Origin of the sequence: Mycobacterium sp. SMC-13 (assembly GCF_045311035.1) — a bacterium.
GTDB lineage: Bacteria > Actinomycetota > Actinomycetes > Mycobacteriales > Mycobacteriaceae > Mycobacterium.
The window spans coordinates 215,260-241,199 of the sequence record NZ_JBJIAI010000003.1; the positions used below are offsets into that span (position 1 = coordinate 215,260).

Here is a 25,940-nt window from a genome sequence, read left to right on the forward strand (position 1 = left end):
GCGTGCGCCAGGTACCACTCAGCGGCTAGGGCGTGGGTCGGTAACACAATTGACTGTGCGTCCACGCAATTCGGTCTCGAGCTTTTCCTGCGCCAGTGCACAGTCAACGCCCACAAGGCATTTGCTTGTCAAGTGCCCAGCCCCTAGCGGCCGACTGTGCAACCAGATCGCCTCTGCCCACGAATTCGCGATCTGACCGCACGCTCGCGCTACACCCCACCCGAACCGTTACCGACCCGCGCTCCTAGGACGCGATGAACCCGGCGGCCCGGTGCGCCAGCATGACGATGGTCGCGTGCGGGCCCCGGCCGGTGATGCCGGGCAGCGCGGCGCCGTCGGCCACCCACAACCCGTCGACGCCGCGCACCCGGCACTGCGGATCGAGGACGGCACGCTCGTCGCCGTCGGCCCCCATCGGCGCCGTGGCCGCCAGATGCTGCGCCGTGGACCAGGCGGGCTCGCCACCGGCGACGGCGTCACCGAACAGGTCGCGGCACAGTTCGTGACCGGCGTGCAGCGCGGCGGCATCGGCCGGGTCGGCGTCATAGCGGTGTTCGATGATGGGACGGACGTCGGGATCGTCCGACACCAACAGGACCCGGCCCTGCGCGCGCGGCCGCATCAGCGAGATGCCGAGGTGCACCGGGTCCGCACCGGCGGCGACCCCGCCGGTCATGGCCGCGAAACCCCACGTGTACGGCCGGATCTCCAATTCCTCAGTGGTGAGCAGCAATTCGAGCGGCGGGCGGCCGGGCTCGGCGGGCCAGGTGGTCGGCACCACCCATTCCGGATGATCGGCGCACGCGGCCCCCACCGGCAGGTCCGCCACCACCGGCACGCCGACGCCCCGCAACTGCGCGGCCGGGCCGATCCCGGACAGCAGCAACAGATGCGCGGATTCAATTGCCCCGGCGCACAACACGATCCGGTCGGCATACCGGTCCGCCACTCCCTCGGGACCGAGACATCTGACCCCCACCGCGCGGTGGCCGTCGAACAGCACCCGCAGACCGCGGGTACCGGCGAGCACCGTCAGGTTGTCGCGGCCGCGCGCGGCCGTCAGGTAGACCTCGCCGGGACCGTGCCGGTGGCCGGTGTCATCGATGTTGAGTGGCACCGCACCGAGGCCGGGCCGGACCCCGGCCGCGGCGTTGAGATCGTCGATCCAGGGGTACCGGCCGCCCGCCGCATCACGGAAAGCCTGTGAGGACGCTGCGAATTCGCTGAGACGGCGAACCGGGACCGGGCCGGCCGCGCCGTGCTCGGCACCGTCGCCGAAGTCGTGGTCCGTCTCGATGGCGCGATAGTGCGGCAGGACGTCGGGCCAGGACCAGCCCGGCACCGCCCAGGCCGCGAAGTCCGCCGGCCAGGCCCGGCAGAAGTAGCCGCCATTGATCGCCCCGGACCCGCCGAGCACCCGCCCGCGCACGATGTCCGCGGACCGCACCGGGTTCTGCGTCAGCGTCGTGCGGTGCTGTCGCGCCACCGTGCTGTCGACGCCGATGGGCAGCACCCAGCCCGGTTCCGGGCGGATCGTGCCGCCGGTCTCCAGCAGCGTCACCTGACAGCCGGGGTCGGCCGAAAGACGCTCGGCCAGAACGCAGCCGGCGCTGCCGGCCCCGACGATCAGGACGTCATCGCGACGTGGGCTCAAGTCCGGATCTGCGGCTTGAGCGCACCCAGATGCCGCTCGCGCACCACGCCGCCCCACAGCCCGAGACCGTAGGCGATGTCGTCGAGGCGCTTCAGCAGCAGGTAGGCCAGCAGGCCCACGCGCTGGGTGTTGTCGTCGACCGTGTGGTGGCGGCGGGCCCAGTCGACGACGCCGTCCACGATCGCGGCGATCAGCACCACTTGACGCCAGCGCCGGAAACACACCGCCAGCACGAGAGCCACCGGCCAGTAGTGCCGGCACAGCGCCGCGGCGAGTTGCAGGGCCGCGGCCCACAGTCCCTGCGCGGCGACGGCAGCGACCTCACGCGGCTCGGTGTCGACCGACCGCAGCGAGTTGGCGATGCGCCGGCCGGTGATTGCGGCGGCGATGGTCGACGCCAGGTAGCCCACGCCGGACCCCATGGCCAGCAGCACCCAGACCACCAGCGTCCAGCCGGAAATGACCAGCGGCGCCGTCTTGCCCGGGTGCCGCACCGACAGCGGTGCGGCCGAGGAACCGTAAAAGGCCTTGCGGGTGAACCACTCTCGCAGTGCGGTGCGGTGATCGTGGCCGACGAGCGCGATCGGTTCGTACCGCAGCCGGGCCCCGGCCTCGATGAACCGCCAGCACAGGTCCACGTCCTCGCCCGACTGCAGCGACTCGTCGAAACCGCCCACCTGGTCCAGCGCCGCCCGCCGGCAGATGATGGCCGCGCTCGGCACATAGGCCACCATGCCGTACGGCACCACCGGGGCTTCCCGCATGCCGAGGTCGAGCGACGACCGCACCGCCTCGTAGCGCGCGATCAGATTGTCGGGCTCGTGCAAGCCGACGATGCGCGGCGCGACCAACGCGACGGCAGGGTCGCAAAAGTGCCCCAGCAGCGCTTCCAGCCACCCGCGACGGGGCACCACGTCCGAGTCCAGGAACGCGACGAAGTCGGTCTCGCAGGCGGCCAGCCCGGTGTTGCGGGCCGCGGCCGGTCCCCGGCTGACGTCGTGCCGGAGCACCCGCACGTCGCAGTGGCCGGCCAGGTCGCAGAAGTCCGCGGCCTGCAGTGGCACCACCGAGCCGTCGTCGACCACGACGACGCGCATGCCGCGCAGGGACCGCACCAGCCGGGCGACACCAACGGCGTTGTCACGTACCGGAATCACGACGGTCACGTCGAGGTGCGACGGCCCGGTCGCCGGCCGGGGGTGTGCCACCGTGGCGTCGAGCAGCGTGCGGGCCAGCTGCGCGCTCTGGGCGTCGTGCACCTCCAGGCGGCCACGGTCGAGCATGGTCTGCGCCGCCGGAGCCAGCTTCAGCAATCGCGTCGGTGAGCCACCGAGCAGCGCGGCGCCTTCCCCCAGCACCTTGACTCGGCGATCCACTTGGACGGCAAAGCCGTCAGGCAGCCGCGGCCCAGTCACTGTCCCACCCCCGTCACGCGAGCATCCCCCCAGAGCTCGGCTGCCATGCGCTGATCCGGCGCACGGAGCCGTCGACCATTTCTGCAAAGATACGGGACCCGTCGACGGCGGTGGCAGTCGTCGGATCGCCCAGCACCCCGACCGGGCTGACCGCAGCCACCCCGCCGCGACGCATTGCCGGCAGCAGCTCCGGCAACGGTGCGGTGTTGCCGACGACACTTTCGTCGACCCAGACGTCGGCCGGTGAAAGGTGCAGCAGTACAGACGTTTCGGTATGGCCCGCGTGGGCGTCCGCACCGGCGGCCGCACACGGGCACCAGGCCACATCGCGCCCCTCGGCCCGCAGCAGCGTGGTCGCCGCCGTCAGCGCCGCGACGTTGCCGCCGTGGCCGTTGACGAACACGATCCGGCGGGCCCAGTTGCAGGCCGACCGCCCGAACTCGACCAGCAAATGTTCCAGCGCCGCCAGGCCGATCGAGATGGTGCCGGGAAAGCTCTCGTGCTCACCGCTGGCCCCGTAGCTGATGGCCGGCGCGACCAACCACGCCGACCGAGCGACGCCGTCGGCCCGGTCTGGTTCCGCAGCCTCACACAACCGCGCGGCCACGGACCGCGACACCGCCTCAGCGATCCGGGTATCGGTATCCAGCGGCAGGTGCGGCCCATGCTGCTCGGTGGAACCAATCGGGACGATCAACGAAGGCCGCAGGGATTCCAACTGCCTCGACGTCGAGTTCCCGAGCTCGCTGGGAAAAGGCACCCGCCGATGGTAAGCCGAATTTGCCCGCTGTGCGCCAATTGTTGCCGTATACGCAACAATTCGTAGCGAATGGTCAAATCGCCGCGGTTGTCAAGACCCCGGCGACCATCACGTCAGCCACGTCAGCACCGCGCGTATCAGCCGACCCGTCGAATCCCGCCGGACCGCCCGGCGGCTCAGCCGCCCAGCCGCCGGGTGAAGCCTTCCGGCACCAGGATGTCGTCCGGCCCGAGGTCGTGAATCGAGCCCTTGCCCAGACCACGCAGTGCCGAGTCGATACCGCCGTGCATGATGTCCAGCACGTTCTCGACGCCGGCCTGTCCTTCGGCCGCCAGCCCCCACAGGTAGGCCCGGCCGAGCATGACCGCCCGGGCACCCAGCGCCAGCGCCTTGACCACGTCGCTGCCGCGACGGATACCGCCGTCCAGCAAAACCTCGACCTGGTCGCCGACGGCCTCGGCGATGGCGGGCAGCGCCCGGATCGACGCGGGGGTGCTGTCCAGGTTGTTGCCACCGTGGTTGGACACCGAGATGGCCGAAACACCGGCATCCACAGCACGTTTGGCGTCGTCGATGCGCATGACGCCCTTGAGCATGAACGGGCCGCCCCACAGCTCGCGCAGCCAGGCGATGTCCTCCCAGGTCGGCGCCGGCGTACCCATCCATTCGCCGTAGGCGTGGAAGAACGGCGGCGCGGGCTGACCGTTGATGGCCTGGTTCGGCACGCACAACTCCGGCGGACGCAGGGTCTTGCCCCAGGTCCACATGTAGCGCGGCTTGGTGATGACCTCAGGGCTCATCTTGATGATGGTCTTGATGTCCATCTTTTCCGGGATCTTGGGGCTGCCCCAGTCCCGGCCGTGGCTGAAGCTCCAGTCGGTGGTGACGATCAGGCCCTTCGCGCCGGCCGCGCGGGCCCGCTCCGCCCGGGCCGCGATGTCGTCGCGGCTGCCGAGCCAGTAGATCTGGAAGAACGTCTTGGGGTTGGCGGCGATGACCTCTTCCATCGGCTTGCTCGCGAACGACGACAGCCCCATGGCGGTGCCGCGGGCCGCGGCGGCGCGCGCGACGGCGACCTCACCGTCGGGGTGGATCGCCTGCACGCCGGTCGGAGAAATAATCACGGGCAGTGAAATCTCTTGACCCATAACCGTTGTGGACATCTCACGCTTGTCCAGCGCGCCGATGACGTGCGGCGCGAAGCCGAGCTCACCGAACGCCGCGACGTTGTCGGCGACCGTCAGGCCCTTCTCGCTCGCCGAGATCAGCGAGGAGTAGGCGGACTTGGGGAGCCGCTTCTTCGCGCGCTCCTGCGCGATCGCGACGGTTTCGAACCAGGTATCACGGGCCATGATCTAAACAGGACTTTCGTTACAGAATTTCTGGGGAGCCTTGGCCGGCATGGCCAACAGCTTGAGCGGAACCGGCCCCTTGCGGCCGCCGCTGCGGGAGTGGTCGAGATGCGACTTGGGCTTGTCGCGATCGAGCGCCAGGGCGGGCTCGCCGTAGCCCTGCACGCACTCGGGGTCCGGGCCGTCCATGGGCAGGCCGGTGAAGAACTTGGCCGCCATGCAGCCGCCGCGGCAGCTGTCGTAGTGGTCGCAGCTGCTGCAGGCGCCGGCCGACTGCGGTTCCCGAAGCTCGCGGAACAGCGGGGCGTTCTGCCAGACGTCCTGGAACCCGTTGTCGCTGAGGATGTTTCCCGCCAGGAAGCGCTCATGGATGGCGAACGGGCAGGCGTACACGTCACCAACGGGGTCGATGAGGCACACGACACGACCGGCGCCGCACAGGTTCAGGCCGGCCAGCGCGCCCGGCTCACCGAGACCCGACAGGTGGAAGAACGAGTCACCCGTGAGCACCCGCTCGCCCTTGGCGACCAGCCAGTTGTAGAGCTGCACCTGCTGCTCGGCGGTGGGGTGCAGGTCATCCCACACGTCGGCGCCGCGGCCCGACGGACGCAGCCGCGTGATGCGCAGGGTGGCGCCGTAGTTATCGGCCAGGGCCTTGAAATCGTCGAGCTGGTCGACGTTGTGCCGGGTGACGACGACCGAGATCTTGGCGTCCTTGAAACCGGCGTTCTTCAAGTTCTCCAGCGCCCGGACGGCCATGGCGAACGAGCCCGGGCCGCGCACCGCGTCGTTGATCTCCGCGGTGGCGCCGTCGAGCGAAATCTGAACGTCCACATAGTCACTCGCGGCCAGCTTGGCCGCGACCGCCTCGTCGATGCGCACCCCGTTGGTGGAGAACTTGACGCCGACGTGGTGCTCGGTGGCGTAGTCGACGAGCTCCCAGAAGTCAGACCGCACGGTCGGCTCGCCGCCGCCGATGTTCACGTAGAACACCTGCATGCGCTCGAGCTCGTCGATGATGTCCTTGCACTGCCGGGTGCTCAGCTCGCGCGGGTCGCGCTTGCCCGACGACGACAGGCAGTGCACGCAGGACAGGTTGCAGGCGTAGGTCAGTTCCCAGGTGAGGCAGATGGGCGCGTCGAGGCCGTGCTCGAACTGCTCGATCAGCCGGGGCACGGGTGCCGTTGCGGTCATGAAGCGGTGGATCCTTCGGGGCTGTTCTGGTCTGCCGGGATCAGCATCTTGGACTGGACCAGCACGCCGAACGCGTGCAGATACGGCCCCTGCTGGGCATCGTCGATGCCGGCGGCGCGGCAGGCGCTGCGCACGTCCGGATGGTCGCCGAGGGAGTTGACGATCTCGACGATGGTGCGATTCTTCAGGAACGAAAGTTTGCGCGTACCAAAGTGATACAGGAGGGCGCCGAACGGTTCCGGACGGACGGCGACCTGGTGGTGCAGCCGCCAGCCGCGGTCAGGATCGAAGGCCGCCTCGGGCCCGGTCCGGGCCGCGGCTGGTGCAGACACGGTCAGTAGACCCCGCACATACCGTCGATCGAGACCTCTTCGACCAGAGTTTCGGTGACCAGTTCGGTGCTGGATTCAGCCTGCTGATTCGAGTCCATGGATCGCCCCTTTCGCTACCGTGGCAGTTGTCGGGACTCGACAACTGTGATCCAAGTCGCAAGAATATGGCATCGAGTGCCGAAAAGGAAGGGCGGGTCTGATGAGGACCGAAACGGAGCGTCCCGTGCCCGAAGCCGGGACCGCCCCACAGCACGGCCGCGTCGGCCGTCGCCGCTCCACCACGCGCGACCACATCACCGATGTGGCCCTCGAGCTCTTCGCGACCCGCGGCTTCGACGACGTCAGCGTCGACGACGTCGCCCACGCCGCCGGCATCTCCCGGCGCACCCTGTTTCGGTACTTCTCGTCGAAGAATGCCATCCCGTGGGCCGACTTCGACGCGAGTCTGACCAATCTGCGGGACCTGTTGAATGCCGTCCCCCACGACGTCCCGCTGGACACCGCACTGCGCTCGGCATTGTTGGAATTCAACAGCTTTGACGAAGCCGAGACACCCCGGCACCGGCGCCGGATGCAGGTGATCCTGCAGACCGACGCGCTGCAGGCCTACTCGATGACGATGTACGCGGGCTGGCGCGGCGTGATCGCGGCATTCGTCGCGCGCCGGCTGGACACCAAGCCGACGGCGCTGCTGCCGCAGACGGTGGCGTGGACGGTGCTCGGGGTGGCGCTGACCGCCTACGAGCAGTGGCTCGCCGACGAGACCGTCTCACTCCCCGATGCCTTGGGCGAGGCCTTCGACATCGTCCGCGACGGCCTCCGCGCCGTGTGATTTGTGCACGGTTTTCCGCGGTCAGCGCGGAAAACCGTGCACAAATCACAAGAAGTTGCGGTTGGGGCGTCGGAAAATGAGCGCCCGGCGCGACGATAAGGGTGTGAGGGGCGAATCAGACGGTGATGCTCCGCAGACGCTGCTGGCGCTGTACGACACGGCGCTGCCCGTGGTCTACGGGTACTTCGTGCGGCGCTGCGGTGACCGGGGCACCGCGGAAGACCTGACGTCGGAGACGTTTCTGGCGGCGATGGACGCCGCCCGCCGGGATTCACCACCGGCGATCTCGGTGCCCTGGTTGATCGGCGTGGCCCGGCACAAGCTGGCCGACCACTACCGGCGCAGGCACGACCGCTTCACCGTCCCCGTACCCGAAACACCCGAGCCCGCAGAGCCTTTCGACGACTGGGACGCCGAGCTGGACCGGATCGTCGCCGAGGCCGCGCTGGCCCGGTTACCCGAACAGCACCGCATGGTGCTGACACTGCGATATCTGGATGACCGCCCGGTGCCCGAATGCGCCGAGTTGATCGGACGCACCGTGCACGCCACCGAGGCCCTGCTGGTACGGGCCAAGCGGGCATTCCGGAGCGAATACCAGGACACCGAATACCAGGACGGAGGTGCGTCATGACCATGCACAACAGTCACGACCCACTGACGGTCCTGGCCGGCGGCGAAAGCCCCGTACAGCCGGACCCGGCCTTCGCGGCCCGGTTGCGGGCGCGTCTGGAAGCCGCCGTCACCCTTCCGAAAGGAGTTGTCATGAGTGGAACCGACACCGCCATCGCCGATCTGAACGCACCTGCCGCCGCCCCGGTCGCGGTGCCCCGGCCCGCGGCCCTGCCCTATCTCGCGGTGGCCGACGCCCGGGCCGCGCTGACCTGGTACGTCGATGCGCTGGGTGCCGTCGTCGTCGGGGACCCGATCGTCATGGACGACGGCCGGATCGGGCACGCCGAGCTGACGCTCTCCGGTGGCGTGCTGTACCTGGCCGACGAGTTCCCCGAGCTCGGCCTGAAAGCACCTGCGGCCCAGTCTGTTTCGGTGAGCCTGATGCTCAACGTGCGCGATACCGACGCCGCGCTCGCGCAGGCCCGGGAGCACGGCGCGCAGGTGCAGCGGGAACCGTACGACGCCCACGGCTCACGGACCGCGGTCGTGATCGACCCGTTCGGGCACCGCTGGATGCTCACCGGACCGGTCCCGGTCACTGTCCCGATCGAGCACGGCGACATCGGCTACATCTCGGTGCAGACACCGGACGCGCAGCGGGCCGCCGCGTTCTACCGGCACGTCCTCGGCTGGGACTACGACCCCGACACCCGCAAGGTGACGGGCAACCGCATGCACACCGGCATCTTCGAGACCACCGGCCCGCAGACGGTGTTCTGCTGCTACGCGGTGCGTGATCTCGACGCCGCCCGGCAGGCGATCCTGGACGCGGGCGGCCGGGTGGGCACGCCCGAGGAGCACGCGTGGGGCCCGACGCTCGACGCCACGGATGCGCTCGGCACCGACTTCGCGGTGTTCCAGCCGGCGCCGGGAATTGCCCGGCCCGAGCTGAACGGCGCAGGGCCAGGCGAACTTTCGTATATGACGTACTACGTCACCGACTCGGCCGCGTTCAAGGATTTCTACGGCGCGGTGCTGGGGTGGACGTTCGAGCCGGGGCGCATCGAGGACGGCTGGGCAGTGCAGGGTTGCCACCCGATGTCCGGCGCGGCCGGCGGCGCCGCACAGTCCGTCGCCGTCCCGATGTGGACCGTGACCGACATCGACGCCGCGGTGGCGCGGGTCCGCGAGGCCGGGGGCACCGTCATCGACGAACCGTCCCGGCAGCCGTACGGCATGTCAGCGGAGTGCACGGACGACCAGGGCGCCCGGTTCTACCTCGGCGCTTTCTGAGGGATTTGTGCACGATTTTCCGCGCCCCGCGCGGAAAATCGTGCACAAATCCCTAAAGGACGTCGGCGATCGGGACGGCGGCCGCGACCTTGGCGCGGTTCTTCATCACCTTGCCCGGCATGCCACCGCCGACGACGCCGCTGACGGCGCCGTCGCGCTCGTAGAACGCCAGGAACTTGCGGCCGTCGTCCTCGACGATGTGCACGCTGTCACCGGCCTTGGGCTCGCCCAGGCACTGGATTTTGACGTCGTACTGGTCACTCCAGAAGTAGGGCACCACCACGGCGGCGGTGGCATCCTGGCCCAGCATCGCCGGCACGATCACCCGCGCCTGCTCGGCCACGTTGCTCCAATGTTCCACGCGCACTTGGTGTCCCGCGGCGTCGCGCCAGGAGGCGACGTCACCGATGGCCCACACGTTCGGGGCACTGGTGCGGCCGGCGGCGTCGCACACGACGCCGTTGTCGACGGCGATGCCGCTACCTTCGAGCCAGTCGGTCGACGGGCGCGACCCGATACCGACGACGACGACGTCGGCGTCGAGTTCGGTGCCGTCCGCCAGTTGCACCTTCTCGACGTGGCCGGTGCCCGTCACGCCGGTGACCCCGACGCCGCACCGCACGTCGACACCCTCGGCGCGGTGCAGCCGGGCCACCAGTTCACCGATCTCGGTACCGAGCACCGACGCCAGCGGCGTGGGCTGCGGCTCCACGATGGTCACCTCGACACCCATCTTGCGCAGGCTGGCCGCCACCTCGCAGCCGATGAACCCGGCGCCGATCACCACGGCACGCTTGGCCGAACCAGCGTGCTCACGCAGCGCCAGCGACTCGTCGTAGGTGCGCAACACCCGGATGCCGTCGAGGGCGGGCAGCGACGGGATGGTGCGCGGCACCAGGCCGGTGGCGATGACCAGCTCGTCGTACGCGACGACCTCGCCGTTGGCGCGCGTCACCGTCTGGGCCTCGGTGTCCAGCTTGACCGCGCCCGAGCCGAGCAGCAGCGTGATGTCGTTGTCGGCGTAGAACTCGGCGGGCTTGAGCGTCGTGTCGTCGACCTCGGCGCGCAGCACGTCCTTGGACAGTGGCGGCCGGTCGTACGGCAGATGGACCTCGTCACTGATCAGCGTGATCGGCCCGGCGTACTCCGCTTTGCGCAGTTGCTCAGCGGTGCGTGCAGCGGCCAGACCGCCACCGACGATGACGATGCCTCCGTTTGTAGTCACGTCGGCTTTCTTACACGATGCGGCCGGTGCGAGGTAGGCCACCCTGTGCTTACCTGCTCAGCATTCCGGCAGGGGTTCAGGCGTGGCCCCGGCCACCGACCCGGCGCTCGACGATGTTCGACAGCACCACGATGCTCTCGCTGCGTTCGATCGCCGCACTGCCCCGGATCCGCTCCAGCACCGCCTCCAGGTGCCGCATGTCCCGGGTCATGAGATGCAGGATCGCGTCGGACGTGCCGGTCACCGTGGCGGCCGAGACCACCTCGGGGATGCCCTCCCAGGCCTCCCGCAGCTGCGCCGGCGTGATGGTGCCGTGGCAGTACACCTGAACGTATGCCTCTGTCCCCCAACCGATCACGTTCCGGTCGACGACCGTCGTGAAGCCCCGGATGACGCCGGTGGCCAGCAGCCGGTCGACGCGGCGTTTGACGGCGGGCGCCGACAGGCCCACCCGTTCGCCGATCTCGGCGAACGTGGCGCGCGCGTTGTCCGCCAACTCGGCCAGGATGCGCTCGTCGGTCTCGTCGACGCTTTCCACCGGCCGCACACCTCCCTCACGCAATAGATTGTCGAATCGCGAGTGATCAAACAATAGATCTGTTACATATGCGCAACAAGCATCGATTGCTTGCGCGCAATAGTGCTCCTACCATCGAATTATGACGATTACTGATGTCGTCAAGATGGCGACACCGAATTCAGGCTGGCGACCGGACCGGGTGGCCCGCCCCCGGCACTATGTGATGACCCGGCCCACGCATTTCGCCGTCGAATATGCGATCAACCCGTGGATGGACACCTCCACCCCCGTCGATACGGCGCTGGCGGTGCGGCAGTGGGAGCATCTGGTCCGGACGTACCGCAGCCTCGGGCACACCGTCGAACTGGTCGAGCCGATTCCCGGACTGCCCGACATGGTCTACGCCGCCAACGGCGGGCTGGTGCTCGACGACGGGTTCGAGAAGGTGGCCATCATCGCCCGCTTCACCTACCCGCAGCGGACCGGAGAATCGGTGGCCTACGCCGGATGGCTGATGGACCACGGTTACTGCCCGCTGTATACCGAGCACACCAATGAGGGCCAGGGCGACCTGCTGATCATCGGGTCAAAGATCCTGGCCGGCTACGGATTCCGCACCGACCGGCAGTCGCACGACGAGGTCGCCAAGCTGTCCGGGCTGCCGTTGGTCAGCCTGCAGTTGGTCAACCCCCGCTTCTACCACCTCGATACCGCGCTGGCCGTGCTGGACGACGAGACCATCGCGTTCTATCCCCCGGCCTTCGGTGCCACGTCGGTCGCGTTGCTGCGCAAGATGTTTCCCGGCGCCATCGAGGTGTCCGATGCCGACGCCCACGTGCTCGGCCTGAACGCGGTGTCCGACGGGCTGAACGTCGTGCACCCGGCCGCGGCCACCGGGTTCGCCGCGCAGCTCGCCGACGCCGGTTTCCGGCCGGTCGGTGTCGACCTGTCCGAGTTGCTCAAGGGCGGCGGATCGGTGAAGTGCTGCACCTTGGAGGTGTACCCGGCGTCATGCTGAAAGCCGTTGCGGGGACACCGGAAAGCACGGCCGAGCTGATCGCCCTCGACGACCGCTACGCCGCGCACAACTACGCCCCGCTGCCGGTCGTCGCGGCGTCCGCCGACGGCGTGTGGATCACCGACCCGGAAGGGCGCAGCTACCTGGACTGTCTCGCGGCGTATTCAGCGGTGAACTTCGGCCACCGCAATCCCGAGATCCTGGCGACCGCGCATGCCCAGCTGGACACCGTGACGCTCGTCAGCCGTGCCTTCCACTCCGACCGCCTCGGCCCGTTCTGCGCCGCTCTCGCCCAACTGTGCGGCAAGGAGCTGGTGCTGCCCATGAACAGCGGCGCCGAGGCGGTGGAGAGCGCGATCAAGGTCGCGCGCAAGTGGAGTCGCGACGTCAAGGGCAGCACCGACCCGAACATCGTCGTGGCACGGGGCAACTTCCACGGCCGCACGACGACGATCATCAGCTTCTCCGACGACGACACGGCGCGGTGCGGTTTCGGCCCGTACACACCGGGCTTCCGGTTGGTGCCGTTCGGGGACGCCGACGCGCTCGCAGCGGCCGTCGACGACGACACTGCCGCGGTGCTGATCGAGCCGATCCAGGGCGAGGCCGGAATCATCGTGCCGCCCGACGACTACCTGCCCCGGGTGCGCGCGCTGTGCACCGAGCGCCACGTACTGATGATCGCCGACGAAATCCAGTCCGGCCTGGCCCGCACCGGCCGCACCTTCGCGTGCGACCACTGGGGCGTCGTGCCCGACGTCTACGTGCTGGGCAAGGCACTGGGCGGCGGCGTCGTGCCGCTGTCCGCAGTGGTGGCCGACCGGGACGTGCTCGGCGTGCTGCACCCCGGCGAGCACGGATCGACGTTCGGCGGCAATCCGCTGGCCGCGGCCATCGGCACCACGGTGGTCGGCATGCTGCAGCGTGGCGAATTCCAAGCCCGGGCAACCGAACTCGGCCGGCACCTGCACGCCCGCCTGACGGCGATGATCGGGCACGGCGTGACGGCCGTGCGCGGACTGGGCCTGTGGGCCGGCGTCGACCTCGATCCGGCCGTCGGCACCGGCCGGGAGGTCAGCCTGCGGCTGGCCCAGCGCGGTGTGCTGACCAAGGACACCCACGGCCCGACCCTGCGGTTCGCCCCGCCCCTGGTCATCACCCGCGCCGAAATCGATTGGGCGATGGACCGATTCGCCGAGGTGCTGGCCGGACCGACGGACGTGCGGTGGTAGACCGATAGGATGCGTTTCAATCCGCCACCCAACTGGCCGCCGTTTCCACCTGACTGGCAGCCAGGCCCGGACTGGCAGCCCGATCCTTCCTTGCCGCCACCACCGCCGGGCTGGCCGATGTGGGTGGACGACCAATACCGTTACGCCCCAACAGAGCCGGCGCAGCGGTCCGGAAAACGGAAATGGTGGATCATCGGCGGTGCGGTGCTCGCCGTCGTCGCCCTGGTGGCCGGCGGCACCGTCGTCGCCACCAAACTCTCGCGCGACAACGCCGCGGCACCGAGCGCGACGCCGACGCCGTTCAACGGCCTGACCATCGTGCCGACGCACCCACCGGAGCCGACGGACTTCGACACCTGGACCCGCGTCGGCGACGTCGAGGCCACGTTCACCAACGACGGCCGGGCGGTACGCCTCGAGTCGAACGCCAACCCGACGGCCGCCTGGGCGGGTCTGCTCCAGCCCGGCGACCCGGCGTGCTCACTGCGGTTCACCGGGCGCGTCCGCACCGCGTCGGGCGGTTACACCCTCGGGCTCACCACGGAGGCCGGTCCCGCCGAAACCGATTCCGGCCCGATCCCCACACCGCCCGGCAACGACTGGCACGCAATCGATGTGACGATCACGAGGGCCGGCGAGGTCGCGGTGGATCTCGACGGCAAGTCCGCGCTGCGCCGCACGACAACGCCCGGCTGCGGCCGTCCCGCGATCAGAATCTCGGCGGGCGCAACGGAATTCGCGGACGTGCTGGTCGGTCGGGTGTCCGCGTAGGTCAGTACTTCATGACGCCGCGGTCGACAGCGATCTGGGAACCGGAGATGGTCCCCGAGCCCGGGCCGGCCAGCCAGGTCACCACGTCGGTGACCTCTTCCGGCGTCATAAACTCCTGCAGACCCGCCTTGCCGTCGTGAGAGACGGGCTTGTACGGCATCGGCGCGAAGCTGTGCAGGTAGGTCGGGTACTTGGCGAAGATCGCACCCATGGCCTCGGGCTCGATCATCGGCGTCATGATCGAGTACGGATGGATCGAGTTGACCCGGATGCCGAACTCGCCCACCTCGAGGGCCAGGGCGTTGGTCAGACCCACGAGGCCGAACTTCGAGGCCGCGTAGTGGCCGTTGCCCGGCGTCGCCTTGAGGCCTGCCGAGGAGCTGACGATGATGATCGACCCGCCGTTGCCCGCCTCGATCATCGCCGGGACGACGGCCCGGATGGTGCGCCACGTGCCCGAGAGGTTGACGTTGACGACGCTGTCCCACTGGTCTTCGTCCATCTCGAACAGCCGCCCCCAGCTCAGGACACCCGCGTTCGCAACCAGGATGTCGAGGCGGCCGAACTGCTCGACGGCGTCGGCGACGACCTGCTTCTGCGCGGCCAGGTCGCGGATGTCGACCTCGCGGGCGAGGACCTTGCGGCCTTCGGCCTCGACCAGTCGCGCGGTCTCGGCGAGATCCTCCGACGTCGGCATCGGGTAGGTGATGGTGTCCGAGACGGGACCACAGATGTCGATGGCCACGACGTCGGCGCCTTCGCGCGCGAACCGGACTGCATGCGCGCGCCCCTGGCCCCGGGCAGCCCCGGTAACAAACGCCACTTTGCCTTCGAGTGCTCCGCCTGCCGCCATCGCCAGTCCTTCCATCACAGTTCGCGCGAGTTCTTAGCCAGGCTAGCAGCAAAACTGGAACGTGTTCTAACAATGCCCGGCCACCGGGATGGCTACAACTCGGCGATGATCTGGGCGCGCTTCGCGGTGTACTCGGCCTCGCTGATGGTGCCCATGGCGCGCAGCGTCTCGATCTCCTGCAGCCGCTGCGCTGTCGACGGCGCCGGTGGCGGCGGCACGACAGGCGGCGCCGCGGCGGCCGGCGCCGCCGCCGGCTCGCGCTCAGCGGCCGTGGCCCGCCGGACCACGTCCATCACCTGTTGCCGCACCGCCGGATTCGAGCGCAGGTCGGCGATCCCGCTGAGCGCCACCCCGTTTGCCTTGAGGATCTGCAGGATCGCCATGATCGGACCCGAGCGCCCCGTCAGGTCATACGTCCGGCCGTCCTGCTCCGACGTCAGCCGGACCGGCATCATGCCCGACACCAAAGCGCTTCGCTGCCAGTCGATGTGGAACTTGTTGGTCGCCGGATCGACCAGTACGACGAGCTTGCGGGCCGTGATCATCGGCAGCCGGCTCACCGAGGCCAGCACCTTGTCCTGCGCTTGGAAGGGCGCCAGGCCCGGCCCCGAGATCTGCAGATTGAGTTTCACCAGTGGCTGGTCGTTGACCCGGGTACCGGTCTCACCGATCCCGGTCACCTCCGCCAGCCCCAGTACCCCGCCGGCCTCGAGTTGCTCGAGCTCCGCCGACCGCATCTGACCGAAGCCCGCCAGCCCCAAGGCGACCAGCACATCGATGGCCGTCACCAGCAGGCCCGCCCAGAACATCCACTTCAGCAACTCGTCCTGGCCCGAGAAGAAGTACACCGCCAGGAAGATCGGGCCCACCAACCCGCCGCACAGCAGCACCATGGCCTGAGCCTTGAGATAACGCACCAACATGTCAGCCACGCTCCTTGATCAGCTGAACCGCTGCGAGAGACTCTAGTGCGGCTCAGTCGCCGAGGACGTCCAACAGGACGAACGAGAAATTGTCGGCGGCGCCGTTGGCCCGGGCGGTCCCGATGATGATGGCCGAACCGTCGCCACGGTCGTTGCAGGCGGTGGCCGCCTGCAGATCGTGGTGCTCCATCTGGCCGTGCACACCGTCCGAGCACATCAGGTAGCTGCCCGGCTGCAACGGTGTCGCGGTCAGGTGCGGCACGATGGGCACACCCTGGCCCAGCGACTGCGTGATGATGTTGGTGGGCCGGCCCGCGGCGTCGAGGACGGCGTCGTCGACCGACACCTGGGTCAGCGTCTCCCCCGCGACCGAGTACACCCGGCTGTCCCCGACGTTGAAGACGATGACCTCGTCGGCCGTCAGGCAGACCCCGGCGATGGTCGTACCCATCCCGGCCAGTTCGGTGTCGCGGCCCATGTCGTACAGCCAGTCGCTGACGTACGACAGCGACGACGTGATGTCGTCGCCACCGGTCCAGCCCGGCGACATCGTCGCAATCATGCTCAGCGCCGTCCGGCTCGCGACGTCGCCGCCGACGTGGCCGCCCATGCCGTCGCACACCGCGCAGACGAACGGGGAGCCCGGTTGCATCCGCATCTCCACCAGGACACCGTTGTGCGTCTGGCTGACCCAGCCGCCGACCATCACGGCATCTTCGTTGCGCTTGCGCCGTAATCCGGTGTCGGTGAATGCCCGCACGTTCACCCGCACGACAGGCCACCCCTCATCGCGTTCCCCTCCATCGCGAACGATCCTGCCATCTTGCCTGCAAGTACCACGCGTCGACACCTCTTTCTCATCGCAAAACAAAGCGCCGCCCACCCGAAGGTGAGCGGCGCTCCGTTTGGTGAAGCTAGATCACTTGATGATCTTGGTAACGCGACCCGCGCCGACGGTACGACCGCCCTCACGGATGGCGAAACGCAGACCCTCGTCCATGGCGACCGGCTGGATCAGCACGACGGAGATGTCGGTGTTGTCACCGGGCATGACCATCTCGGTGCCCTCGGGCAGGGTAACCACGCCGGTCACGTCCGTGGTACGGAAGTAGAACTGCGGGCGGTAGTTGTTGAAGAACGGCGTGTGGCGGCCGCCCTCGTCCTTGGACAGGATGTAGACGCTGCCCTCGAACTCGGTGTGCGGGGTGGTGGTGCCGGGCTTCACGACGACCTGGCCACGCTCGACCTCTTCGCGCTTGATACCACGAACCAGCAGACCGACGTTGTCGCCGGCCTGGCCCTGGTCGAGCAGCTTGCGGAACATCTCGACACCGGTGACGGTGGTCTTGGTCGTGGTCGGGCGGATGCCGACGATCTCGACCTCTTCGTTGACGTTGATCACGCCACGCTCGACACGACCGGTCACCACGGTGCCACGACCGGTGATGGTGAAGACGTCCTCAACGGGCATCAGGAACGGCTTGTCGGTCTCGCGAACCGGGTCCGGGATGGACTCGTCGACGGCCTCCATGAGCTCCTCGACCGACTTCACCCAGGTGGCGTCGCCCTCGAGCGCCTTCAGCGCCGAGACGCGGACCACGGGGGCGTCCTCGTCGAAGTCCTGAGCGGCCAGCAGTTCGCGGACCTCCATCTCGACGAGCTCCAGGAGCTCCTCGTCCTCAACCATGTCGGACTTGTTCAGCGCGACGAGGATGTAGGGCACGCCGACCTGGCGGGCGAGCAGCACGTGCTCACGGGTCTGCGGCATCGGGCCGTCGGTGGCGGCGACCACGAGGATTGCGCCGTCCATCTGGGCGGCACCGGTGATCATGTTCTTGATGTAGTCAGCGTGACCGGGGGCGTCCACGTGGGCGTAGTGGCGCTTGTCGGTCTGGTACTCAACATGCGAGATGTTGATGGTGATACCGCGCTGACGCTCCTCGGGCGCGTTGTCGATCTGGTCGAATGCGCGCGATTCGTTCAAATCGGGGTACTTGTCGTGCAGAACCTTGGTGATTGCTGCAGTCAGCGTGGTCTTGCCGTGGTCAACGTGACCGATGGTCCCGATGTTGACGTGCGGCTTCGTCCGCTCGAACTTCGCCTTCGCCACTTCTGTGTCCTCCTGGACTTGTTGGTGCTTTGGTTAAGCAGTTTTGATGTGTTCAGTTATGTGGTCTGCCGCAGCAGAACGGGACAGAGACTACTGGCCCGTCGCCTTGGCGATGATCTCCTTCGACACGTTCGCCGGAACTTCGGCGTACGAGTCGAACACCATGGAGTAGTTCGCCCGGCCCTGGGTCTTCGACCGGAGGTCGCCGACGTAGCCGAACATTTCGGACAGCGGAACCTGTGCCTTGACGACACGAGCACCACTGCGCTCCTCCATGGCCTGGATCTGGCCACGGCGGGAGTTCAGGTCGCCGATCACGTCGCCCATGTAATCCTCGGGCGTGGTGACCTCGACGGCCATGATCGGTTCCAGGATGACCGGCTGCGCCGCAGACGCAGCCTTCTTCAGTGCCTGCGAACCGGCGACCTTGAAGGCCATTTCCGACGAGTCGACGTCGTGGTAGGCGCCGTCGAGCAGCGTCACCTTCAGGTTGACCAGCGGGTAGCCGGCCAGGATGCCGTACTGCATCGCGTCCTGCGCACCGGCATCCACCGACGGGATGTACTCACGCGGGATACGGCCACCGGTGACCTTGTTCTCGAATTCGTAGGTCGCACCGTCTTCGCCGATGAAGGGCTCGACGTTGATGATGACCTTCGCGAACTGGCCCGAACCACCGGTCTGCTTCTTGTGGGTGTACTCCACGTTCTGCACGGCCTTGCGGATGGTCTCGCGGTACGCGACCTGCGGCTTACCGACGTTGGCCTCGACCTTGAACTCGCGACGCATGCGGTCCACCAGGATGTCCAGGTGGAGCTCGCCCATACCGCCGATGACGGTCTGGCCGGTCTCCTGGTCCAGGTGCACCTTGAAGGTCGGGTCCTCTTCGGCCAGCTTCTGGATCGCGGTGCCCAGCTTCTCCTGGTCGCTCTTGGTCTTGGGCTCGATGGCCACCTCGATAACCGGGTCCGGGAAGGTCATGGACTCCAGGACGATCTGGTTGCTCGGGTCGCACAGGGTGTCACCGGTGGTGGTGTCCTTGAGGCCGATGACCGCGTAGATGTGACCGGCGGCAGCCGACTCGACCGGGTTCTCCTTGTTGGAGTGCATCTGGAACAGCTTGCCCAGACGCTCCTTTTTGCCCTTGGTCGAGTTGATGACCTGGGCACCGGAGTCGACCTTGCCCGAGTAGACGCGGACGTAGGTCAGCTTGCCGAAGAACGGGTGCGTGGCGACCTTGAACGCCAGGCCCGAGAACGGCTCGTCGGCCGACGGCTTGCGCGAGATGATCTCGTCTTCCTTGCCCGGGACGTGGCCTTCGGCGGCCGGCACGTCCAGCGGGGTCGGGAGGTAGTCGATGACCGCGTCGAGCATGGGCTGCACACCCTTGTTCTTGAACGCGGAACCACACAGCACCGGGTAGGCGGCGCTGGTGACGGTCAGCTTGCGCAGACCGCCCTTGATCTCATCGATGGTCAGCTCTTCGCCGCCCAGGTACTTCTCCAGCAGCGCCTCGTCGGTCTCGGCGACCGCCTCGATCATCGCGGTGCGGTACTCCTCGGCCTTCTCCTGCAGGTCGGCCGGGATGTCGATGGTCTCGTACTTCTCACCGAGCTTGGTCTCGCCGCGCCAGACCTTGGCCTTCATCTCGACCAGGTCGACGATGCCCTCGAAGTCACCCTCGGAGCCGATGGGCAGCTGAATCGGGATGACGTTCGCGCCCAGTCGGTCCTTCATGGTCTGGACCGAGAAGTAGAAGTCGGCGCCCAGCTTGTCCATCTTGTTGACGAAGCAGATACGCGGCACGTCGTACTTGTCGGCCTGGCGCCACACCTGCTCGGACTGCGGCTCCACGCCTTCCTTGCCGTCGAACACGGCGACGGCACCGTCGAGCACGCGCAGCGAACGCTCCACCTCGACGGTGAAGTCGACGTGGCCCGGGGTGTCGATGATGTTGATCTGGTTGTCGTTCCAGAAACAGGTGGTGGCAGCGGAGGTGATGGTGATACCACGCTCCTGCTCCTGCTCCATCCAGTCCATGGTGGCCGCGCCGTCATGGACCTCACCGATCTTGTACGAGATACCGGTGTAGAAGAGGATGCGCTCGGTCGTCGTCGTCTTGCCGGCGTCGATGTGCGCCATGATGCCGATGTTGCGGACCTTGTTCAGGTCGGTCAGCACGTCCTGTGCCACGGCTAGATTCCCACTCTTTCAGTTGCTTTAAGTAAATCCGCGTCGCCCGGGAGGGCGGTCAGTTGTGAATCAGATGCGCCGGCCGCCGACATTGGCGGCCGGCGATTGAGTCACCAGCGGTAGTGCGCGAAGGCCCGGTTCGCCTCGGCCATCTTGTGGGTGTCCTCGCGTCGCTTGACGGCGGCACCCAGGCCGTTGCTGGCGTCCAGGATTTCGTTGGCCAGGCGCTCGACCATGGTCTTCTCGCGGCGAGCCTTCGAGAAGCTGACCAGCCAGCGCAGCGCCAGGGTGGTCGACCGGTCCGGACGAACCTCGACCGGCACCTGGTAGGTCGCGCCACCGACACGGCGGCTGCGGACCTCGAGGGACGGCTTGACGTTGTCCATGGCACGCTTCAGCGTCACGACGGGGTCGGTGCCGGTCTTCTCACGAGCCTGCTCAAGGGCGCCGTAGACGATGCGCTCGGCCAGCGACTTCTTGCCGTCCAGCAGCACCTTGTTGACGAGCTGGGTGACCAGCTGCGAACCGTAGACCGGGTCGTTGACCAGCGGCCGCTTCGGCGCGGGGCCCTTGCGTGGCATTAGCTCTTCTCCTTCTTGGCGCCGTAACGGCTGCGTGCCTGCTTGCGGTTCTTGACACCCTGGGTGTCCAGCGAGCCGCGGATGATCTTGTAACGCACACCGGGGAGGTCCTTCACACGACCGCCGCGCACGAGCACCATCGAGTGCTCCTGCAGGTTGTGGCCTTCACCCGGGATGTAGGCCGTGACCTCAACCTGGCTCGTCAGCTTCACACGGGCGACCTTGCGCAGCGCCGAGTTCGGCTTCTTGGGGGTGGTGGTGTACACGCGGGTGCACACACCACGACGCTGCGGGCTGCCCTTGAGCGCCGCGGTCTTGACCTTGGCGGTCTTGTCGTGGCGACCCTTGCGGACCAGCTGGTTGATGGTTGGCATCTATCGGCTTTCTGTGTTGCGTTCGTACTGCGGTTTTAAGTCTCTGTACTGCGGTTTTCGTCCGATCGCATACCCCGCGTCCGGGCGTGTCGCACGAGGCTGGGCACAGAACCTTTCAGTGCACCACGGACATGCGAATTGGCCCGGCGTGCAGGCATGCCTACAAACACAATGAATGCAAGCGCCCAGTCGGCCAGGCACGAACCACCACGATACCAGTACGGACCGCCACGATCCAAACCCGCACAGAGGACTCAAACCGCAGGTCAGAGCGGTGCGGCCAGCACCGTGATCAACACCTTATCGGTGGCGTGGTCCCCATCGGGTCATCAGAACCACTCCGAGGATGACCGCGAAGACCACCACTACACCGCCGCCGAGAACCGCGATGCGAGGGACGGTCCACAACGGCGCGGGAATCTCACTGATCTGTACCGAACCCACAGATACCGGCAGCGGAAGCGGCCCGCCGGCCGCGACCGCGGCGAACGCCCGCGCCGTATCGCCGGTGAAATCGGCGTGTATCTGGGTGCGGCCCGTCGTCATCGCCTCCCGCAGCTCGGGTGCGCTGACCACCTGGGTGTCGATGGTGAAAGCGGTTCGTGCGCCGATGTTGGCCGCGGTGAAGGTCGACCAGGTACCGGCGGCCTTGTCATCGAAGGTGATGAAGACGACGAAGCCGCCCGCCTTGTCGGACCAGCGGGCAGACGCGTCCTTGACCTCGTCGCCGCCGATGATCGACTTGTCCAGTAGGTACACCGACTTGCCGTCTGCCGAGCAGGTCACCAGCGGCAGGTTCGGGTCGTCGTTGTCGGCGAGCACGTCCCCCTGGCCGCAGCGGGTGGCCTGGAATTGCAGCGCCAGCAGCTGGATCTGGGGCTGCGCGCTCTGTCGCAGTGCCTTTTCGTCGGCGATGCGCTGCGCATCGGGCGCCCGCGTGGGGGCCTGAGTGCTGGGCGTCCCTTTGAACTGCGACGCAATGGCGTGAATGACCGGCCGGATCTGGAGTTGCCCGATGACGGTGACGCTGCGCAGCTGAGCTTCGGTCACATTGGTGGCGCTGACCTTCAGCACGTTCCCGTCGAGCCCGACGGTGACCTTGTGGCCGCCGATGTGGCGGAGCCGCTCCGCCAGGGCCTTGCGTGTCCGGTCAAGGGCGTCGGGGGTCGCCGTCGTGCCCGGCGGCTGCTCGACCGACAGCGAGGCCTGGACGGCGTGGCCCGGCTTACCTTTCTGCCAGATGTCTTTGGTGGCCAGGACGATCGCGCCGTAGCTCAGGATCAGCACCGCCAGCACCAGCGCGACCAGCCACCGGGGCACGCCGGACGGCGCGGTCACGGGCGGCGGCAGCCACACGGGTGGCGTACCCGGTGGCAGTCCCGGCGGAAGGAAACCCGGCGGTGACTGGGGCAGCTGCGGGGACTGGGGCGGCTGCCAGCCGCTGTGGTCGTCAGACATCACACTCCCCCGCTCACGCCGAGTCGCGCTCGTTCATCCCTCGCGCCAGCCGTACCACCATGTCGGTGAACACCGCGTCGGTGTCGACGCCGTCCATCACGCCCGTCATCTCGAGCAACACGAAACCGTGCAGCGCCGACCAGAACTCCAGTGCCGCGTAGAAGGCGTTCTCACCGTCGAGGCCATACGACGCCAGGACCGCGATCACCGGCCCGGCCGCCGCGTGCGTCGCCGCGGTGTACTCGGGGTCGTCGCCGCCCAACGGCATCCGGGTGAACGCCGAGTACCGGCCCGGATGGTGATGGGCGTAGCTGCGATAGGCACTGGCCATGGCCATCACGGCGTCGTCGCGGCTGCGGCCTTCGCCGACGGTGTTGAGCATGCCGATGATGTCGTCGATGACGCGCATCCGGACCGTGCGACGCAGGTCATCGAGGCTCTGCACGTGGTTGTACAGCGACGGGCCCTTGGTACCGAGCTGGTTGGCCAGCGCATTGATGGTCAGCGCGTCCCAGCCCTCGCGGTCGAGGAAGGTCAGTGCGGCGCTGACGATAGAGTCCCGGCTGAGCTTGGTGGCGCGTGCCGTCGCCCGCGACCGGACCGGCGCAGCCGGTCGGGCATCCCCAACGGCTTGCGACTCTGGCCGAGGTGCCATCTGCCCGATCCTCCGGTGTTCTATCTTTGGGTTTCAACCGGCCGCGGCGCAGCCAGTTAACTAATGACTCTAACCTCTGGACGCTGCAGATACGTGGCCATTTGGGCGAATCCTGTAACCGCGTCTCATGACAAGTCCCACAGAACGGACAAACCTCCTCCGCAGCACCTATCTCGCAACGTAGGCTCCCAGATACCGCACCCCGGTGCACGTCATGCCAGACCCACAACGAAGGGGACCATCGTGATTCGCAAAGCATGGGCAACCGCATCGGTTGCCGGCCTGCTGATGGTCCCGCTCGCCGTCGGCGCACCGCAGGCCGCCGCGGTCAACGACGACACCCACATCGTCGGCACGGGCGTCACGCAGACCATCGACTGCCACGGCGGCACCCTGTTCGTCAACGGCAGCGGCAACACCGTCACCGCGTTCGGCACCTGCTGGGCCGTCACCGTGCAGGGCTCGTCCAACACCGTCATCGCCGACACGATCGTCAATGACGTCACCGCCTACGGCTTCAACCAGACCGTCATATTCCACAATGGGGATCCGGCACTCATCGACGTCGGTCACCAACTGGGATTGGGCAACCGGCTCAACAAGATCCCCTGACCGGGTCCGCAGCGGGTGCCGGTAACGCCGACAGGGAGGGACACCGTATGAACCCCAACCGAATCGCGATGGCGGCGGGCGTCGTCGCCGCTGCCGCTCTGGTGCTGACCGGCTGCGGTTCGCAGGACAGCACGTCGGGCGGCAGCTCGACTGCGGCAGGCACCACCGGGACTTCCGCGGTGCCGACGACCGCGCAGGTCGAGGTGGGCAACACCATCAACTACAGCGCCGTCGGCACCACCCGGGAAATCGATTGCGGCACCGGCAAATCGCTGACCGTCGGCGGTGCCAACAACACGCTGACCGTCAAGGGCACCTGCTCCAAGGCGAACATCGGCGGCACCGACAACAAGGTGACATTCGACAAGGTCGACCAGGAGCTCGACGTCGTCGGCATGCACGCCACCGTCACCTACAAGGACGGGTCGCCGAAGGTCAACAACACCGGCACCGGCAATACCGTCACCAAGGGTTAGCCCTCACGCCTTCGCGCCGTGCCGGCCCGCTCCCCCGGCGAACCGCTGCGCCCCCGCGAGCGACTCCTCGGCCACCTGCGCCAGGCTGGCGAACTCGAATTCCATTGCGGATTCCTCCGATTCGCCCCACTGCCGCAGCGCCGACATCCGGTCGGCGCGCAGACACAACTGCGGCAACGCCGCGAGTTCGTGGGCCAGCTCTTCGGCCTTCTCACGGGCCTGCCCGTGCGGGACGACCCGGTTGGCCAGACCGATCTGCAGCGCCTCCGCGGCGTCGACGGCGCGGCCCGTCAGGATCAGGTCCATGGCCCGGCTGTGTCCGATCAGCCGCGGCAACCGGACCGTGCCACCGTCGATGAGGGGGACGCCCCAGCGCCGGCAGAACACGCCGAGCGTCGCGTCCTCCTCGACGACACGCAGGTCGCACCACACCGCCAGCTCCAGTCCGCCCGCGACGGCGTAGCCGCTGACCGCGGCGATCACCGGCTTGGAGAGCATCATCCGGCTCGGGCCCATCGGCCCCGGTCCCGTCCGGTGCGTCTGGTTCATCTCCGGGGTGCCGAACGCCTTGAGATCCGCTCCGGCACAGAACGTTCCGTGGTCGCCCCACAACACCGCCACGGCGGCGGAGTCGTCGCGGTCGAACTCGTCGAACGCCTGGTGGAGCGCGGCTGCCGTCGGCCCGTTGACGGCGTTGCGGGCACCGGGCCGGTCGATGATGACCGTCGTCACCGGCCCGTTCTTCTCGACGCGCACAGGTTCGGTCATGGTGCCTCCATCTCGTCGCGCCGGCCGATCAATTCGGCGGCGAAGTCTGCGTAGGCCTGCCGGAGCTGCTCGCCGGGCCAGTCACCGGGGAGCAGTTCGGCAGGGAGTACGGGGTCGGACAACAGGTGCCGGACGATGGCGGCCGCCGCCACGAACCGGCCGGGCACGTCACCGGCCGAGGCGATCTCATCGAGCAGTTGCCGCGCGGTACCGCTCCAGTCAGGCAGGTCCCACAGCACGCCGGCCAGGCCCGCCGGATCGTCGTCCCGGCTGGTCAGTATCCGGGCGTTGGCCGTGACCTCCGCCGGGAGCTCGCCGGCCAGATTGGCCGGCCGCAGCCACAGGCCCTCACGGAGCTCACCGAACCTGTTCTGCAGCAGGTCGTTTCGCAGGTCCGCCCGGGTGCGGGCATCGGCGCCGACGGTGGTGATGACAACCGTCGTCCACTCGCCGTGCCAGGGCCGGGTCTTCGGGTCGATGGCGGCGTCCTGCCGTCGTTGCCGCGCCAGCAGCCGGTCGGCGAGCCGATAGCCGTCGGCCGATCGCACCAAGTCGCCGGCGCTGACCATGCGCGTCAGCGCCACCCGCAGCGTCTGCTCCTTGATGTCGAAATCCGACGTGAGCCGGACCAACTCGGCCGCGGACGCCCACGCCGGGTGGGCACCCAGCAGCACGCTGAGCACCACCGACCGGGCGGTCATCCGCTTCAGCTCAGGCATGGCCG

At 68.0% G+C, this 25,940-nt stretch carries 28 protein-coding genes; 8 read left to right on the top strand and 20 right to left on the bottom strand.

Going from position 1 to position 25,940, the window contains the following annotated elements:
* Positions 1-244 precede the first annotated feature (244 nt).
* From mftG to mftA, 7 genes are all read right to left on the bottom strand, one after another.
* On the bottom strand, positions 245-1,654 hold the full coding sequence (gene mftG / locus ACJH6I_RS07205) for a mycofactocin system GMC family oxidoreductase MftG (protein ID WP_226519500.1): 1,410 nt from the start codon (positions 1,652-1,654) through the stop codon (positions 245-247).
* A complete protein-coding gene (gene mftF / locus ACJH6I_RS07210; RefSeq protein ID WP_226519501.1) occupies positions 1,651-3,069 on the bottom strand; it encodes a mycofactocin biosynthesis glycosyltransferase MftF in 1,419 nt (472 codons plus the stop codon). Before mftF ends, mftG begins: the two co-directional genes overlap by 4 nt.
* 13 nt (positions 3,070-3,082) lie before the next feature.
* On the bottom strand, positions 3,083-3,868 hold the full coding sequence (gene mftE, locus ACJH6I_RS07215; RefSeq protein ID WP_226522247.1) for a mycofactocin biosynthesis peptidyl-dipeptidase MftE: 786 nt from the start codon (positions 3,866-3,868) through the stop codon (positions 3,083-3,085).
* Between the two features lie 137 nt (positions 3,869-4,005).
* A complete protein-coding gene (gene mftD, locus ACJH6I_RS07220; protein ID WP_226519502.1) occupies positions 4,006-5,181 on the bottom strand; it encodes a pre-mycofactocin synthase MftD in 1,176 nt (391 codons plus the stop codon).
* Between the two features lie 3 nt (positions 5,182-5,184).
* Entirely contained in the window at positions 5,185-6,375 is a 1,191-nt protein-coding gene (gene mftC / locus ACJH6I_RS07225; protein WP_226519503.1) for a mycofactocin radical SAM maturase, read from the bottom strand.
* A complete protein-coding gene (gene mftB / locus ACJH6I_RS07230; RefSeq protein WP_020101387.1) occupies positions 6,372-6,707 on the bottom strand; it encodes a mycofactocin biosynthesis chaperone MftB in 336 nt (111 codons plus the stop codon). The genes mftC and mftB overlap by 4 nt, the downstream gene beginning before the upstream one ends.
* Positions 6,708-6,709: 2 nt before the next feature.
* Positions 6,710-6,805, bottom strand: coding sequence for a mycofactocin precursor MftA (gene mftA / locus ACJH6I_RS07235; RefSeq protein ID WP_226519504.1), 96 nt, complete (start codon positions 6,803-6,805; stop codon positions 6,710-6,712).
* A 101-nt stretch (positions 6,806-6,906) separates the two neighbouring features.
* On the opposite strand from mftA, the gene mftR reads away from it, so the two are divergent.
* The 3 genes from mftR to ACJH6I_RS07250 all read left to right on the top strand — a co-directional run bounded on the left by mftR (position 6,907) and on the right by ACJH6I_RS07250 (position 9,447).
* On the top strand, positions 6,907-7,539 hold the full coding sequence (mftR, locus tag ACJH6I_RS07240; protein ID WP_226519505.1) for a mycofactocin system transcriptional regulator: 633 nt from the start codon (positions 6,907-6,909) through the stop codon (positions 7,537-7,539).
* A gap of 76 nt (positions 7,540-7,615) precedes the next feature.
* Positions 7,616-8,173 (top strand): RNA polymerase sigma factor, encoded by a 558-nt coding sequence (locus ACJH6I_RS07245; protein WP_212806922.1) that lies wholly within the window; start codon positions 7,616-7,618, stop codon positions 8,171-8,173.
* 2 nt (positions 8,174-8,175) lie between these two features.
* Complete coding sequence (locus tag ACJH6I_RS07250) at positions 8,176-9,447, top strand: VOC family protein (protein ID WP_226522248.1); 1,272 nt, start codon at positions 8,176-8,178, stop codon at positions 9,445-9,447.
* Between the two features lie 52 nt (positions 9,448-9,499).
* On the opposite strand, the gene ACJH6I_RS07255 is transcribed toward ACJH6I_RS07250, so the two are convergent.
* Together ACJH6I_RS07255 and ACJH6I_RS07260 are read right to left on the bottom strand one after the other, a co-directional pair.
* Positions 9,500-10,672: an NAD(P)/FAD-dependent oxidoreductase gene (locus ACJH6I_RS07255; RefSeq protein ID WP_226519506.1), complete on the bottom strand. Its 1,173-nt coding sequence runs from the start codon at positions 10,670-10,672 to the stop codon at positions 9,500-9,502.
* A gap of 76 nt (positions 10,673-10,748) precedes the next feature.
* Positions 10,749-11,210 carry an Lrp/AsnC family transcriptional regulator gene (locus ACJH6I_RS07260; RefSeq protein WP_212806924.1) on the bottom strand — a complete coding sequence of 154 codons (462 nt, stop codon included), beginning with the start codon at positions 11,208-11,210 and terminating at the stop codon, positions 10,749-10,751.
* 121 nt (positions 11,211-11,331) lie between these two features.
* Between ACJH6I_RS07260 and ddaH the strand changes: the two genes are divergently transcribed.
* The 3 genes from ddaH to ACJH6I_RS07275 are packed head-to-tail and all read left to right on the top strand — an operon-like array spanning position 11,332 to position 14,213.
* Positions 11,332-12,210 carry a dimethylargininase gene (ddaH, locus tag ACJH6I_RS07265; protein ID WP_212806925.1) on the top strand — a complete coding sequence of 293 codons (879 nt, stop codon included), beginning with the start codon at positions 11,332-11,334 and terminating at the stop codon, positions 12,208-12,210.
* Entirely contained in the window at positions 12,204-13,442 is a 1,239-nt protein-coding gene (gene rocD, locus ACJH6I_RS07270; RefSeq protein ID WP_226519507.1) for an ornithine--oxo-acid transaminase, read from the top strand. The genes ddaH and rocD overlap by 7 nt, the downstream gene beginning before the upstream one ends.
* A gap of 9 nt (positions 13,443-13,451) precedes the next feature.
* Positions 13,452-14,213, top strand: a complete 762-nt coding sequence (locus ACJH6I_RS07275; RefSeq protein ID WP_226519508.1) for a hypothetical protein — start codon at positions 13,452-13,454, stop codon at positions 14,211-14,213.
* 1 nt (position 14,214) lies between these two features.
* Here ACJH6I_RS07275 and ACJH6I_RS07280 read toward each other — a convergent pair whose 3' ends face one another.
* From ACJH6I_RS07280 to ACJH6I_RS07320, 9 genes are all read right to left on the bottom strand, one after another.
* Positions 14,215-15,066 carry a mycofactocin-coupled SDR family oxidoreductase gene (locus ACJH6I_RS07280; RefSeq protein WP_406783888.1) on the bottom strand — a complete coding sequence of 284 codons (852 nt, stop codon included), beginning with the start codon at positions 15,064-15,066 and terminating at the stop codon, positions 14,215-14,217.
* A 92-nt stretch (positions 15,067-15,158) separates the two neighbouring features.
* Entirely contained in the window at positions 15,159-15,989 is an 831-nt protein-coding gene (locus ACJH6I_RS07285; protein ID WP_406783889.1) for an SHOCT domain-containing protein, read from the bottom strand.
* A gap of 52 nt (positions 15,990-16,041) precedes the next feature.
* Positions 16,042-16,761 carry a PP2C family serine/threonine-protein phosphatase gene (locus ACJH6I_RS07290; RefSeq protein ID WP_293017634.1) on the bottom strand — a complete coding sequence of 240 codons (720 nt, stop codon included), beginning with the start codon at positions 16,759-16,761 and terminating at the stop codon, positions 16,042-16,044.
* Between the two features lie 147 nt (positions 16,762-16,908).
* Positions 16,909-18,099 carry an elongation factor Tu gene (tuf, locus tag ACJH6I_RS07295; RefSeq protein WP_020101374.1) on the bottom strand — a complete coding sequence of 397 codons (1,191 nt, stop codon included), beginning with the start codon at positions 18,097-18,099 and terminating at the stop codon, positions 16,909-16,911.
* Between the two features lie 90 nt (positions 18,100-18,189).
* Positions 18,190-20,292, bottom strand: a complete 2,103-nt coding sequence (fusA, locus tag ACJH6I_RS07300) for an elongation factor G (protein ID WP_226519511.1) — start codon at positions 20,290-20,292, stop codon at positions 18,190-18,192.
* Positions 20,293-20,402: 110 nt separating this feature from the next.
* On the bottom strand, positions 20,403-20,873 hold the full coding sequence (gene rpsG, locus ACJH6I_RS07305) for a 30S ribosomal protein S7 (protein WP_020101372.1): 471 nt from the start codon (positions 20,871-20,873) through the stop codon (positions 20,403-20,405).
* Positions 20,873-21,247, bottom strand: a complete 375-nt coding sequence (gene rpsL, locus ACJH6I_RS07310; protein ID WP_020101371.1) for a 30S ribosomal protein S12 — start codon at positions 21,245-21,247, stop codon at positions 20,873-20,875. The genes rpsG and rpsL overlap by 1 nt, the downstream gene beginning before the upstream one ends.
* Before the next feature lie 300 nt (positions 21,248-21,547).
* Positions 21,548-22,705 carry a SecDF P1 head subdomain-containing protein gene (locus ACJH6I_RS07315; RefSeq protein WP_406783890.1) on the bottom strand — a complete coding sequence of 386 codons (1,158 nt, stop codon included), beginning with the start codon at positions 22,703-22,705 and terminating at the stop codon, positions 21,548-21,550.
* 13 nt (positions 22,706-22,718) lie between these two features.
* Positions 22,719-23,360, bottom strand: a complete 642-nt coding sequence (locus ACJH6I_RS07320) for a TetR/AcrR family transcriptional regulator (RefSeq protein WP_061001892.1) — start codon at positions 23,358-23,360, stop codon at positions 22,719-22,721.
* Between the two features lie 288 nt (positions 23,361-23,648).
* On the opposite strand from ACJH6I_RS07320, the gene ACJH6I_RS07325 reads away from it, so the two are divergent.
* Both ACJH6I_RS07325 and ACJH6I_RS07330 read left to right on the top strand, forming a co-directional pair.
* The gene (locus ACJH6I_RS07325) at positions 23,649-23,972 is read left to right on the top strand and encodes a DUF3060 domain-containing protein (RefSeq protein WP_293017703.1); all 324 of its coding nucleotides are present in this window, start codon (positions 23,649-23,651) and stop codon (positions 23,970-23,972) included.
* Positions 23,973-24,019: 47 nt separating this feature from the next.
* On the top strand, positions 24,020-24,448 hold the full coding sequence (locus ACJH6I_RS07330) for a DUF3060 domain-containing protein (RefSeq protein WP_318985756.1): 429 nt from the start codon (positions 24,020-24,022) through the stop codon (positions 24,446-24,448).
* 3 nt (positions 24,449-24,451) lie between these two features.
* Here the strand turns inward: ACJH6I_RS07330 and ACJH6I_RS07335 are convergent, their stop codons facing one another.
* On the bottom strand, positions 24,452-25,216 hold the full coding sequence (locus ACJH6I_RS07335; RefSeq protein ID WP_138250481.1) for a crotonase/enoyl-CoA hydratase family protein: 765 nt from the start codon (positions 25,214-25,216) through the stop codon (positions 24,452-24,454).
* Complete coding sequence (locus tag ACJH6I_RS07340; protein WP_138250482.1) at positions 25,213-25,935, bottom strand: PaaX family transcriptional regulator C-terminal domain-containing protein; 723 nt, start codon at positions 25,933-25,935, stop codon at positions 25,213-25,215. Before ACJH6I_RS07340 ends, ACJH6I_RS07335 begins: the two co-directional genes overlap by 4 nt.
* Positions 25,936-25,940 lie beyond the last annotated feature (5 nt).

Excerpts from the sequence above, each read along its gene's own strand:
- mftR (WP_226519505.1), top strand. The coding sequence starts at position 6,907 with ATGAGGACCGAAACGGAGCGTCCCGTGCCCGAAGCCGGGACCGCCCCA.
- rocD (WP_226519507.1), top strand. The coding sequence starts at position 12,204 with ATGCTGAAAGCCGTTGCGGGGACACCGGAAAGCACGGCCGAGCTGATC.
- ACJH6I_RS07285 (WP_406783889.1), bottom strand. The coding sequence starts at position 15,989 with ATGTTGGTGCGTTATCTCAAGGCTCAGGCCATGGTGCTGCTGTGCGGC.
- rpsG (WP_020101372.1), bottom strand. The coding sequence starts at position 20,873 with ATGCCACGCAAGGGCCCCGCGCCGAAGCGGCCGCTGGTCAACGACCCG.
- mftA (WP_226519504.1), bottom strand. The coding sequence starts at position 6,805 with ATGGACTCGAATCAGCAGGCTGAATCCAGCACCGAACTGGTCACCGAA.
- ACJH6I_RS07340 (WP_138250482.1), bottom strand. The coding sequence starts at position 25,935 with ATGCCTGAGCTGAAGCGGATGACCGCCCGGTCGGTGGTGCTCAGCGTG.
- ACJH6I_RS07280 (WP_406783888.1), bottom strand. The coding sequence starts at position 15,066 with ATGGCGGCAGGCGGAGCACTCGAAGGCAAAGTGGCGTTTGTTACCGGG.
- ACJH6I_RS07245 (WP_212806922.1), top strand. The coding sequence starts at position 7,616 with ATGAGCGCCCGGCGCGACGATAAGGGTGTGAGGGGCGAATCAGACGGT.
- rpsL (WP_020101371.1), bottom strand. The coding sequence starts at position 21,247 with ATGCCAACCATCAACCAGCTGGTCCGCAAGGGTCGCCACGACAAGACC.
- ACJH6I_RS07250 (WP_226522248.1), top strand. The coding sequence starts at position 8,176 with ATGCACAACAGTCACGACCCACTGACGGTCCTGGCCGGCGGCGAAAGC.
- ACJH6I_RS07330 (WP_318985756.1), top strand. The coding sequence starts at position 24,020 with ATGAACCCCAACCGAATCGCGATGGCGGCGGGCGTCGTCGCCGCTGCC.
- ACJH6I_RS07275 (WP_226519508.1), top strand. The coding sequence starts at position 13,452 with ATGCGTTTCAATCCGCCACCCAACTGGCCGCCGTTTCCACCTGACTGG.
- ACJH6I_RS07320 (WP_061001892.1), bottom strand. The coding sequence starts at position 23,360 with ATGGCACCTCGGCCAGAGTCGCAAGCCGTTGGGGATGCCCGACCGGCT.
- mftC (WP_226519503.1), bottom strand. The coding sequence starts at position 6,375 with ATGACCGCAACGGCACCCGTGCCCCGGCTGATCGAGCAGTTCGAGCAC.
- ACJH6I_RS07325 (WP_293017703.1), top strand. The coding sequence starts at position 23,649 with ATGGTCCCGCTCGCCGTCGGCGCACCGCAGGCCGCCGCGGTCAACGAC.
- ddaH (WP_212806925.1), top strand. The coding sequence starts at position 11,332 with ATGACGATTACTGATGTCGTCAAGATGGCGACACCGAATTCAGGCTGG.
- mftD (WP_226519502.1), bottom strand. The coding sequence starts at position 5,181 with ATGGCCCGTGATACCTGGTTCGAAACCGTCGCGATCGCGCAGGAGCGC.
- ACJH6I_RS07315 (WP_406783890.1), bottom strand. The coding sequence starts at position 22,705 with ATGTCTGACGACCACAGCGGCTGGCAGCCGCCCCAGTCCCCGCAGCTG.
- ACJH6I_RS07335 (WP_138250481.1), bottom strand. The coding sequence starts at position 25,216 with ATGACCGAACCTGTGCGCGTCGAGAAGAACGGGCCGGTGACGACGGTC.